Raw genomic sequence first — 10,935 nt, forward strand, 5'->3', positions numbered from 1 at the left:
GGCCGATTAACGGGTCAACCGCCAGCCGCGTTCCCGCCATAACGCCGGAAGTTGGGCCAGATCGTCAAACGGGGTGACCAACGGGTGGTCGATAGGCTGGTTGTGCGGATCGGCGCAGAAGTAAAACACCGGAATGTCGGCAGCGATCCCGGCCTGGGCTCCGGCGGCGGAATCATCCACCAGAATACAACGCTCTACCGGCACCTGCATTTTTTCGGCGGCGTGGAACAGGAGCGCCGGGTCCGGTTTCCAGCGCTGGATGTCATAGCCGCTGAACAACCGGTCATCAAAATAGTTCAGCATGCCGGTCAGGCCGAGCGAGTGCTGCATTTTGCTGACCGGGCCGTTGGAGACGGTGCACATCGGCACAGCTACTTGCGCCAGCAACTCGCACGCGCCGGCGATCTCCTGTAGCTCACTGTCGAACAGACGGGCTACTTCCCGGCGATATAAGGGCTCCAATTCCTCTTTCGGCAGCGTGATGCCGTGCTCCGCATTAATCTGCTCGATGATCTCGTATAGCTTTATCCCTTTGTATTTCCTGAACATCTCTTCCAGCGACAGTTGAAGGCCGTAGTGGGCGAACATATGCACATAGGCCTTGCTGCACAGCACTTCACTGTCTACCAGCGTGCCGTCGCAATCAAACAAAATGCAGTCAATCTGATTCATCAGGGTAAGCGTCCTTCGGTTAAGCGGCGATAAAACCACTTTAACCGCATCAGGCAAGATTGCGACTCCTTAATCCACTTTGCCGATGAATATCAACAAATACAGTCTGTTGACTACTTTGGCCGTAAAGACGGCGAAAAAAACCTGTGACCTGCGTCAAAAGCCAGACTTTTTGTTATAGGATAGCCAACGACTGTCCATTCCCCTCTTCGGAATTCTGATAATGAGCAAACCAGTATCTGGCCTTGACGTTGAGCAAGGCTTGCTTGGGCGCGTGTTTAAACTCAAGCAGCATGGAACCACGGCGCGTACGGAAACGATTGCCGGTATTACTACCTTTTTGACCATGGTGTATATCGTGTTCGTTAACCCCCAGATCCTGGGCGCGGCGGGCATGGATACGCAGGCGGTGTTCGTAACAACCTGCCTGATTGCCGCTTTTGGCAGCATTTTTATGGGTTTGCTGGCTAACCTGCCGGTGGCGCTGGCGCCGGCGATGGGCCTGAATGCGTTCTTCGCCTTTGTGGTGGTTGGCGCCATGGGCATTTCGTGGCAGATCGGCATGGGCGCTATTTTCTGGGGCGCTGTCGGTTTGTTGCTGTTGACCATTTTCCGCATCCGTTACTGGATGATTGCCAACATTCCGATGAGCCTGCGGGTGGGGATCACCAGCGGTATCGGCTTGTTTATCGGCATGATGGGGCTGAAAAATGCCGGCATCGTGGTGGCCAATCCGGACACGCTGGTCACCATCGGCAGCCTGACCTCGCACAATGTGCTGTTGGGCGCGCTAGGCTTCTTTATCATTGCCGTGCTGTCCTCACGCAATTTCCATGCAGCGGTGTTGGTTTCCATCGTGGTAACCACACTGATCGGCTGGGCGCTGGGCGATGTTAAATACGGCGGTGTGTTCTCCATGCCGCCGAACATTACCTCGGTGGTGGGCCAGGTTGATCTGGCCGGGGCGCTGAATATCGGCCTGGCAGGGGTGATTTTCTCCTTCATGCTGGTGAACCTGTTCGATTCTTCCGGCACCCTGATTGGCGTGACCGATAAGGCGGGGCTGACCGACGATAAGGGCAAGTTTCCGCGCATGAAACAGGCGCTGTACGTGGACAGCATCAGTTCGGTCGCCGGTTCGTTTGTCGGCACTTCTTCCGTCACCGCGTACATTGAAAGCTCTGCCGGCGTATCCGTTGGCGGCCGCACCGGCCTGACGGCGGTGGTGACCGGTATCCTGTTCCTGCTGGTGATCTTCCTGTCGCCGCTGGCGGGCATGGTGCCGGCTTATGCCGCCGCCGGCGCTTTGATCTACGTTGGCGTGCTGATGACATCGAGCCTGGCGCGCGTGAAATGGGATGATCTGACCGAGGCCGTGCCGGCGTTTGTCACTGCGGTGATGATGCCGTTCAGTTTCTCGATCACCGAAGGCATCGCGCTGGGCTTTATTTCTTACTGCGTGATGAAGCTCGGTACCGGCCGCTGGCGTGAAATCAGCCCCTGCGTGGTTGTCGTGGCGCTGCTGTTTATACTGAAGATTGTCTTTGTAGACGGTCATTAATACGACAAGGGCCGACAAGCGTCGGCCCTGTTCTCTATGCCCCAGGCTTCGCGTCCGGTGCCTGATTCAATACCCACTGTAATGGCCGTTTGAAACGCGCCTGCCAGCCGCCTTCCGCGTTCTCCCCCTGGGGAAAATGCAATGTCGTCACCTGATTATTTTCGCTGAAAAGATTGGCGAAGTGCAGTGCCAGCGCCTGATCGCTGAAGTTTTGCCGATCGTAGTACGCCACCACCACCTTTTTGTTCGCCGCCAGCGACTGTTGCGCCGGTTTGATCCCGCCATTGGGTGCAATCAGCATTGCGCCGGCATAAAACTGCGGATACTTGCTCAGCAGATTGGCGGCATGCAACGCCCCTTGTCCGCGGGCCGTGAGGTAGATCTTTTGCGGGTTGAGCTGTAATTCTTTCTGCGGCCGGAGGGCCTGTTGAATGGCGCTCTGGGTACTTTCCTCGCTGTAAGTCGACCAGCGGAAGCTGTTTTCCGACAGCATCTGGGTGCCGTTGATCTCAATATAGGCGACGCCCATCTCACTGAACAGCAAGCGTTCTTCGGGGCTGATATTGGCGCCTTTGCCATAGCCGTGCAGGAACACCACGGTTGGCCATCCTCCAGCCGGAGGAGCGCCGTCCGGTATGGCGTAGCTGGCTTTGCCTTCAAACAATGGGGCATGCTGCAGGTAGCGAGCCTTGGTGGCGGCGAGGATCGACTGATAGGTGGCGCGGTGCTGGATGCTGTTGAAGGCGTCGTCTTCGAGCAATGTATAGTAATACCACAGCCCACGATTGGCGCTCAGTTGCAGATAGCGCTCAGCCAGCTCTGTCTGGCCCTTTTCAGCCGAAGAGGCCGCTAACTGATAGGGGGCCCATACGTTGCTTCCATCTTCGCGCATCAGCGTCAAATAGAGCGACATGGCTCCGAGTTTCTTGTCTTCCTGGCTTTGGACGGTACGCGGCAACTGGGCGTTCAGCGGGCTATGTGCCGGCAGCTCGATCGGTTCTTCCCCGGCGGGATAACGCATTTCTGCGGCGAGCAAAGGTCTGGTGAATAAAGCCAGTAATAGGGCTAAAATAAAAAAATACATAATTGCATAACTTTATTTTTTAACGGGTTAGAGAAAATCCTCTCACGGGAGTAGCGCCTTCAGCCGATTGATGGCCGAAGGCCTCAAAAAGAGAATTTACTTCAGGCGGCGGATATAGTCGCTGAATGCGGACAACTGGCCGGTCAGAAAATCCAGCGTGCCCTGTTCGATCAATTGCCCGGCCTGCGCATCCACTTTGTTCTGGATGACTCCGCCCATAAACTCCGGCTTGTTCATCACCATGGCATCGAGGAACACCAGAATTTGGCGCAGATGATATTGGCAACGTGCGCCGCCAATGGGTCCCATCGAGCTGGTCTGAATCGCTACCGGTTTACCGGCCAGCGGCTGGTTCGGTAAGCGGGACAGCCAGTCAATGGCATTTTTCAATCCGCCCGGCACCGAGTAGTTATACTCCGGGGTCACAATGATCACGCCGTCAGCCTGACGGATTTGCGCGGCGATAGCGTCAACCGAGGCGGGGAAACCTTCGTCTTGTTGCACATCGGCATCATACAGCGGGATATCACGGATAGAGGGAAGCGCTTCGATGATCACACCCTGAGGGGCGAGGTCTGGCAGCGCTCGGGCCACCATGGCGTTGTAAGAACCTTTACGCAGGCTGCCGAGCAGGGTGACTATTTTTAAGGCTTGGTCTGACATGGTGATTCTCCCTTTCGAATGAACAGATTCAGCTTAGAACACCTGCCGATAGTAGGGCAAACATGGCGGTGAGAATAGCCAATTCCTGCATATTTGCCTGCCTTTACAATTTTATTCAGAAATTAATAGGTTAAAGAAAGTTTTATCTTATCTTTTTTACCATAAGCCGCTGATATCAGCGGTGATGAGCCAGGCTGGTCAGTTTTACAAAGCGGGTGGAGATGGCGGGGGTGCGTGATGAGATCTCGCCGTACTTCTGCAGGCCTTTGTACTCTCCGTACTGCCAGCACACCAGCCGATCAAGATTGGGTTCATGCGCGCAGGCCCAGCTAAGATACTCGTCGACATCGCTCATCACCTGAACCTGGGGGGTGGCGCTGGAGCGAAGATGGCCGGAAAAGGGGTGCAGCAGCAGCGTTGATTGCCCGCTATTCCCCAGACCTGAAAGCTTCAGCACGCTCTGGCGGATGCTCCACAACTGGGTTTCCGCTTCCAGCCGATCGTACTGTGCGCTGATCCAGGCGGTCTCTGTCGGTGTCTGATACTGGTGTTGCAGTTTTTTTTGCTGGCCGCCGCGCGCGCGCATGACCTCTATATCCAGCCCTACTTTGCCTTCATTGCTGAGCAGGACGCCCACCGTATCGCTGGCATAGGCCAGGCTGAAATCAGGCAGGTGGTTGTCGGCAAAACAGGGGCGCCCGGTGGGCGTGGTGGCTATCGGCGGCAGTGTCGGCAGCCCATAAAGATAAAACATCATTTCGGCGAGCAGGATGCGTCCCTGAAGGAAACGCTGGCGGCGTTTAGCGGAAAAAGCCGCGGTTGCGGTCAACACCTCGGCGGATAATCTATGGGTATCCAGGGCGGCGCTAGCGGGGGTCCATCGGGCAAAATGACACGCCATTGTTCACTCCATGACAGAGAGGTCTCTGATAACGCAGGAGTGTTAGATTAAGCATAAGTCGCGGATTTATCATCAAAAAAGAGTATGAGGTTTATCCTATTTATCTGTTTTTTGAATGTCATTGTCTGGCGCCGCATCACTCCACCATTGTATCAGCGAGGCATTTGGCGTCAGATCAAAATGCGGTTTGCCGAGCAAATGATTGAGGATGCGGGCAGAGCGCCAGGCCATCAGGCTCAGGCCGCCTTCAGCGCTGCCGTGGCTGTGGATACCGGCATTTACCGCATAAATCCGGTTCTGCTCCGGTCCTTGCCACTCAAGGTTAAAATCCGGTAACAGCGGCAGGTGCTGTTGATTGTCGAAGGGGATACGCGGCAACAGCGGTTTCAGGCAGGAAGGCAGCGAAGGGCGGTAGCCGGTGGCTAAAATGACCATATCGGCATTAAATCCTTCCTGACGATTTTCCAGGCCATGCCGGGCGCGCAATTGGAAATCCTTTCCCGTTGGCTCGATCGCCAACAGCGTTCGATGCGGCAACAGGCGCACGTTACGGGTCTGGTGCATTACGTCAAAACGCATGTACAGCTCGCGATACAGGGTACGCAGCGTGTGGTTGCTGATGCCGTCGGCGGGCAGCTTCTGCGCCTTGATTTCCCGCTCGCGGATATCTTGCGGCAGCGTATAGAAATAATCGACGTATTCCGGGGTGAAATACTCATTGGTGAAGGCGGATTCATCCAGAGGTTGGAAGTTGGGCCGGCGGGAAAGCCAGTCCAGCTGCGCCGGTTTTCCCCAATGCCCGCGCAGCGCATTGAGGAAAATGTCGGCGCCGCTTTGGCCTCCGCCCACCACCATCACTCGTTTACCGGTAAGATCCGGATTGCGGAGGGCGATCTCTGCGGCATGCAGGCAATTTTCCCCCAGAGCCGGGTAGAACTCATCGGGGATCCAGGGATCGTGGCCGGTGCCCAGACAGATGTTTTTTGCCCACAGGGTTTGGTTGAGGGTACGGACTTCAAACAGCTGCTGGTCATCGTCAAAATCAATGCTTTCTACCGACTGCGAAAACTGTAGCCCATCTAATCTATCGCAGGCCCAACTTAGGTAGTCCGAAAACTCTTCACGGCTGATAATTTGCTGTTCGGTGATCAGAAAACGGTAAATTTTTTTCTGCTCGACCAGATAATTGATAAATGAAAACTGGCTGCGCGGTGCAACGGCGGTCACTAAGTCCTGCAGCACATAAGTCTGCATATAAGCCGAGGGTAGCAACATGCCGGGATGCCAGCGAAAGCTGGCGTTGCGATCGAGAAAGGCATAGTTCACCTCACCGCTTTCAAAAGCCATGGCTGCCAGGCTGAGATTGAATGGCCCCAGGCCGATGCCCAGTAAATCCAATGGTTTGTTCATTTATGCTTATGTCTCCCGGCAAAAATCGCTGAGATAAGCTTAGGCTAGTTTGGGCGGGCAAAGGGGAAAACAACGAAGGGATGGGGGGATGCGGGTACCCTTTTCAGCACCCGCAGCCGATTATTTTCCGATGCAGAAGTTGGAGAAAATGCGCCCCAGCAGGTCATCTGAGGTAAATTCGCCGGTGATCTCACTCAGTGCCTGCTGCGCCAGACGCAGTTCCTCGGCCAGCAGCTCCCCCGCGTAAGCGCTCACTAACTGTTCTTTGCCCTCGACCAGATGCTGGGCCGCTTGTTCAAGCGCCTGCAGATGGCGACGACGCGCCAGGAAGCCGCCTTCCATATTGCTGGTGAAACCCATGCTCTGTTTCAGATGATCGCGCAGCAGGTCGATGCCTTCGCCGGTGCGCGCCGAGAGGCGAATAAGTGAGTGACCATTTACTTCGGTCATGCCCAGCGTTTCACCTGTGATATCGGCTTTGTTACGTACCACGGTGATCGGCAGGCTGTGCGGCAGGCGCGCCATAAACTCTGGCCAAATCTCTGCCGGTTCGGTTGCGGCGGTGGTGGTGCCGTCAACCATAAACAGAACACGATCGGCCTGTTCGATCTCGTTCCATGCACGTTCGATGCCGATGCGCTCCACTTCGTCGCTGGCCTCACGCAGGCCTGCGGTGTCGATGATGTGCAGTGGCATGCCGTCGATGTGAATATGCTCGCGCAGTACGTCGCGGGTGGTGCCGGCAATGTCGGTGACGATCGCCGCATCGCGGCCGGCTAATGCATTGAGCAGGCTTGATTTACCGGCGTTTGGCCGCCCGGCGATCACGACCTTCATCCCTTCGCGCAGCAGGCTGCCCTGACGTGCCTCGGCGCGTACGTTGTCCAGATCGGCCATCACGCCGTTGAGCTGCGCTTCGATTTTACCGTCAGACAGGAAGTCGATTTCCTCATCGGGAAAGTCGATCGCGGCTTCCACATAGATTCGCAGGTGAGTAAGTGCTTCCACAAGCTGGTGGATTCGGGTGGAAAACGCCCCCTGCAATGAGTTCATTGCGGAACGCGCCGCCTGTTCGGAACTGGCGTCGATCAGGTCGGCAATGGCCTCGGCCTGCGCCAAATCCAGCTTGTCGTTGAGAAAGGCGCGTTCGGAAAACTCACCGGGCCGCGCGATGCGCACGCCGGGCAGCGCCAGCACGCGTTTCAGCAGCAGATCGAGGATTACCGGCCCACCGTGGCCTTGCAGTTCCAGCACGTCTTCGCCGGTAAACGAGTTTGGGCCGGGGAACCACAGCGCAATGCCCTGATCCAGGGTGGCGCCTGCGGCGTCGCGGAACGGTAGATAATCGGCGTATCGCGGTTTCGGCAATTTGCCAAGCAGGGCCTGGGCGGCGTCTTTCGCGCCACGACCGGAAATACGCAGAATGCCGACGCCGCCGCGTCCCGGCGGAGTGGCTTGGGCTACGATGGTATCGGTGGTGCTCATAGCAGGTCTTCTCTCTGACAATATGCAAAAAGGCGGTCTAATGACCGCCTCTTATCTTTCGCTGCAAGGGTTCAGCGCGCCAAACCCCTACAATACGCTTAGGTCTTTTTCTTGTCGCGGCTGTGTAAGCCACGTTTTTCCAGGCCGCGGTAAATCAGCTGCTGCTGGAGGATGGTGACCAGGTTACTGACGATGTAGTACAGCACCAGACCAGACGGGAACCACAGGAAGAACACGGTGAAGATCACCGGCATAAAGGTCATGATTTTCTGCTGCATCGGGTCAGTCACTGTGGTTGGCGACATCTTCTGGATGAAGAACATCGTCACGCCCATCAGGATTGGCAGAATGTAGTACGGGTCTTGCGCCGACAGGTCATGGATCCACAGAGCGAACGGCGCATGGCGCAGCTCAACCGAGCCCATCAACATGTAGTACAACGCCAGGAAGATTGGCATCTGGATAACCAGCGGCAGACAACCTCCCAATGGGTTCACTTTCTCGGACTTGTACAGCGCCATCATTTCCTGACTCATGCGCTGTTTATCATCACCGATACGCTCACGCATCGCCTGCAGTTTTGGCTGCAGCATGCGCATTTTCGCCATCGAGGTGTACTGCGCTTTGGTCAGCGGGTACATGATGCCGCGCACGATGAAGGTGATGATGATGATCGAGAAGCCCCAGTTACCGATAAAGCCGTGGATGAACTTCAGCAGTTTGAACAGCGGCTGGGAGATGAACCACAACCAACCGTAATCCACGGTCAGGTCCAGATGCGGCGCCAGTTGGGCCATCTGATCCTGCAGCTCCGGACCAACCCACAGGGTGGCATTCAGCTGTTGCTGCGCGCCAGGCTGCACCACAACCGGGGTAGATTTGAAGCCGATGGTGGACAGGTTGTCGCCAGGTTTAGCGGTATAGAAGGTATTGCTGCCCTGAGTTGCCGGCACCCACGCGGTGGCGAAGTACTGTTGCAGCATCGCAACCCAACCGCCCTGAGTGGTGACATTCAGGTTTTCGTCCTTGTCGAACGCATACTTCTGATATTTGTCTTCGCTGGAAGAGTACGCCGCGCCACGGAAGGTATGCAGAGCGAAGTTGTTGCTGCCGGTGTCGCGGTGTTTAGGCAGCTCTGTAGTCTGCTTCAGTTGGCCGAACAGGGTCAGCTCCAGCGGAGCGGTGCTTTTGTTGTCGACGTTGTAGTCAACGCCAACCGCGTAATGGTTACGCTTGAGCACGAAAGTCTTGGTGTAAACCGCACCGTCTTTGCCGGTGAAGGTCAGCGGGATGCGCAACTCATCCTGGCCTTCCGGCAGGGTGTAGTTGTCCTGCGCCGCCTGGAACAAAGGGCGTTCGCCGTTTGCCGGGTTATCCGGGCCGTTTCTGCCGGTCAGACCGCTTTGTGCCTGATAAACAAATGACGGGGTGTTTTCCAGCAGTTGGAATGGAGTCGATGAACCCAGGGTATCCGGGTAGGCCAACAGTTTAGCCTGCTCGATATCACCACCACGCGTGTTGATGGTCAGCGACAGCACGTCAGTGTTAACGGTAATCAGTTTACCCTGGCCACTGGCTGGCACAGCCTGGCTTGCAGCATCACCGGTAGCTGTGTTCGAAGTCTGTTGCGTGGTCTGGGCGACTGGTTGCGGAGCGTTGTCCGTTTGCCAAGCCTGCCAGATCATGAAAGACACGAACAGCAGAGCGATGAGGAAAAGATTGCGTTGCGAATCCATCGTTAGTGTTCTCTGTTATCGTCGGTTTTCGGCGGCACGGGATCATCGCCACCTGGGTTCAAGGGGTGGCATTTTAATACGCGTTTCAATGCTAACCAACTGCCTTTTATCATGCCAAACCTGCTTAATGCCTCAATTGCGTAATGAGAACATGTCGGCTGGAAGCGACAACGAGGCCCAAGCAACGGACTGATGACGAGCTGGTAAGCCCGCACCAGCCCGATCAGGATGCGGGAGCCTGGCGACAGTGGCGACGCCATAATTTTTCCAAAGCTTCCGTCAACGCGCGGTTATCCAAATCCGCTATCCCTTTTTTGGCCACCACGACAAAATCCATCGCCGGTAACTCGTGCTGACGTAAACGGAAGCTCTCGCGGGTAAGGCGTTTGATCCGGTTGCGTTCATGCGCGCGTTTGACGTGTTTTTTGGCGACGGTAAGACCGATGCGGGGATGCCCCAGCTGGTTCAGGCGGCCGAGGATGGTGATTTGCGGCGTGCCAGCCCGTTGTGGCTGCTGGAAGACGAAAGTGAAATGAGTGGGAGTTAACAAACGTAACTCCCTGGGAAAAGCGAGCTTAACCACTCAGCGGGTTAGCTTTTATTACTTAGAAACAGTCAGACGAGTACGGCCTTTCGCACGACGGCGGGCCAGAACTTGACGACCATTTTTGGTGGCCATACGAGCACGGAAACCATGGCTACGGTTGCGCTTCAATACGGACGGTTGGAAAGTGCGTTTCATGGCGATTTCTACCTAAACTTAAATAAGGACAATAAGTCAAATGCGTTTGGCTACTCGGCGTGAAAGCTACCGACGCCTCAATCGCAATATATAAAGAGGCGGGATTGTAATAATTGTACAGTCCTGAGTCAATTCACATCGCGCGAGCCTACCTGGTTGTCTGCCAATACGGAGTAAAATCCGGTCTTGGCCCGTGGTCACAGCTGAATCCTGTCTGGCTAATGACTCACCATAAGGAACCAGGTATTACACGTAGGGCGAATATTATACGGATTCGGGGGTAAACCGCAAGGATCCTGAAGCGATCCTTGCGGTTAAAAGCCAGGATCCGAGGTGGATAACTGGGTATAACCGGTTGACAATGTAAAAAATACCGTCCTTCTGGCGGGATCTCGCCTGTAATTTGACTTGGATGGCGAAAAGATCGCCGCAGGCCGCGGCCTGTGGATAAAATGGATCTAATCTGTGATGAAGGGGAGGATCTCTTGCTCGGATTGCGCTATGATCCGTCATTCCGATCGCGATCTCTCAAGCGGGGATCGTGAGGGACATAAACCGTGAAAGGCGGTTCGCATGCCCCACTGGTGTTCAGCCGATGCCGGGCATGTGTCAAAAATCATGAGTTATAAAAAATTAGCCTGATTCTTTTCTTTTATTGATCTTGTTCGAGTGGAGTCCGCC

The 10,935-nt window shown here is 55.5% G+C and carries 11 protein-coding genes; 1 reads left to right on the forward strand and 10 read right to left on the reverse strand.

Going from position 1 to position 10,935, the window contains the following annotated elements:
- Window positions 1-6: 6 nt before the first annotated feature.
- Entirely contained in the window at window positions 7-672 is a 666-nt protein-coding gene (yieH, locus tag JEM67_RS27440) for a 6-phosphogluconate phosphatase (RefSeq protein WP_199636363.1), read from the reverse strand.
- 223 nt (window positions 673-895) lie between these two features.
- Here yieH and JEM67_RS27445 point away from each other — a divergent pair, with 223 nt between their 5' ends.
- Window positions 896-2,233: an NCS2 family permease gene (locus tag JEM67_RS27445; RefSeq protein ID WP_013815077.1), complete on the forward strand. Its 1,338-nt coding sequence runs from the start codon at window positions 896-898 to the stop codon at window positions 2,231-2,233.
- 34 nt (window positions 2,234-2,267) lie between these two features.
- On the opposite strand, the gene JEM67_RS27450 is transcribed toward JEM67_RS27445, so the two are convergent.
- From JEM67_RS27450 to rpmH, 9 genes are all read right to left on the reverse strand, one after another.
- The gene (locus JEM67_RS27450; protein ID WP_199636364.1) at window positions 2,268-3,317 is read right to left on the reverse strand and encodes an alpha/beta hydrolase; all 1,050 of its coding nucleotides are present in this window, start codon (window positions 3,315-3,317) and stop codon (window positions 2,268-2,270) included.
- A 96-nt stretch (window positions 3,318-3,413) separates the two neighbouring features.
- Entirely contained in the window at window positions 3,414-3,980 is a 567-nt protein-coding gene (locus tag JEM67_RS27455; protein WP_199636365.1) for an NADPH-dependent FMN reductase, read from the reverse strand.
- A gap of 175 nt (window positions 3,981-4,155) precedes the next feature.
- Window positions 4,156-4,881: a 4'-phosphopantetheinyl transferase family protein gene (locus tag JEM67_RS27460; protein ID WP_199636366.1), complete on the reverse strand. Its 726-nt coding sequence runs from the start codon at window positions 4,879-4,881 to the stop codon at window positions 4,156-4,158.
- A 96-nt stretch (window positions 4,882-4,977) separates the two neighbouring features.
- Window positions 4,978-6,291 (reverse strand): lysine N(6)-hydroxylase/L-ornithine N(5)-oxygenase family protein, encoded by a 1,314-nt coding sequence (locus JEM67_RS27465; RefSeq protein WP_199636367.1) that lies wholly within the window; start codon window positions 6,289-6,291, stop codon window positions 4,978-4,980.
- A 120-nt stretch (window positions 6,292-6,411) separates the two neighbouring features.
- Entirely contained in the window at window positions 6,412-7,776 is a 1,365-nt protein-coding gene (mnmE, locus tag JEM67_RS27470; RefSeq protein ID WP_199636368.1) for a tRNA uridine-5-carboxymethylaminomethyl(34) synthesis GTPase MnmE, read from the reverse strand.
- Between the two features lie 98 nt (window positions 7,777-7,874).
- Window positions 7,875-9,512 carry a membrane protein insertase YidC gene (gene yidC / locus JEM67_RS27475; protein WP_004950541.1) on the reverse strand — a complete coding sequence of 546 codons (1,638 nt, stop codon included), beginning with the start codon at window positions 9,510-9,512 and terminating at the stop codon, window positions 7,875-7,877.
- 2 nt (window positions 9,513-9,514) lie between these two features.
- Window positions 9,515-9,772: a membrane protein insertion efficiency factor YidD gene (gene yidD, locus JEM67_RS27480; RefSeq protein ID WP_004933881.1), complete on the reverse strand. Its 258-nt coding sequence runs from the start codon at window positions 9,770-9,772 to the stop codon at window positions 9,515-9,517.
- The gene (rnpA, locus tag JEM67_RS27485) at window positions 9,736-10,095 is read right to left on the reverse strand and encodes a ribonuclease P protein component (RefSeq protein WP_004950547.1); all 360 of its coding nucleotides are present in this window, start codon (window positions 10,093-10,095) and stop codon (window positions 9,736-9,738) included. The genes yidD and rnpA overlap by 37 nt, the downstream gene beginning before the upstream one ends.
- Before the next feature lie 18 nt (window positions 10,096-10,113).
- Window positions 10,114-10,254, reverse strand: a complete 141-nt coding sequence (gene rpmH / locus JEM67_RS27490) for a 50S ribosomal protein L34 (protein WP_004093983.1) — start codon at window positions 10,252-10,254, stop codon at window positions 10,114-10,116.
- Window positions 10,255-10,935: the final 681 nt, after the last annotated feature.

The sequence above is a fragment of the Serratia sp. PAMC26656 genome (assembly GCF_016469055.2).
GTDB lineage: Bacteria > Pseudomonadota > Gammaproteobacteria > Enterobacterales > Enterobacteriaceae > Serratia > Serratia plymuthica.

Excerpts from the sequence above, each read along its gene's own strand:
- yieH (WP_199636363.1), bottom strand. The coding sequence starts at position 672 with ATGAATCAGATTGACTGCATTTTGTTTGATTGCGACGGCACGCTGGTA.
- JEM67_RS27445 (WP_013815077.1), top strand. The coding sequence starts at position 896 with ATGAGCAAACCAGTATCTGGCCTTGACGTTGAGCAAGGCTTGCTTGGG.
- JEM67_RS27450 (WP_199636364.1), bottom strand. The coding sequence starts at position 3,317 with ATGTATTTTTTTATTTTAGCCCTATTACTGGCTTTATTCACCAGACCT.
- JEM67_RS27455 (WP_199636365.1), bottom strand. The coding sequence starts at position 3,980 with ATGTCAGACCAAGCCTTAAAAATAGTCACCCTGCTCGGCAGCCTGCGT.
- JEM67_RS27460 (WP_199636366.1), bottom strand. The coding sequence starts at position 4,881 with ATGGCGTGTCATTTTGCCCGATGGACCCCCGCTAGCGCCGCCCTGGAT.
- JEM67_RS27465 (WP_199636367.1), bottom strand. The coding sequence starts at position 6,291 with ATGAACAAACCATTGGATTTACTGGGCATCGGCCTGGGGCCATTCAAT.
- mnmE (WP_199636368.1), bottom strand. The coding sequence starts at position 7,776 with ATGAGCACCACCGATACCATCGTAGCCCAAGCCACTCCGCCGGGACGC.
- yidC (WP_004950541.1), bottom strand. The coding sequence starts at position 9,512 with ATGGATTCGCAACGCAATCTTTTCCTCATCGCTCTGCTGTTCGTGTCT.
- yidD (WP_004933881.1), bottom strand. The coding sequence starts at position 9,772 with ATGGCGTCGCCACTGTCGCCAGGCTCCCGCATCCTGATCGGGCTGGTG.
- rpmH (WP_004093983.1), bottom strand. The coding sequence starts at position 10,254 with ATGAAACGCACTTTCCAACCGTCCGTATTGAAGCGCAACCGTAGCCAT.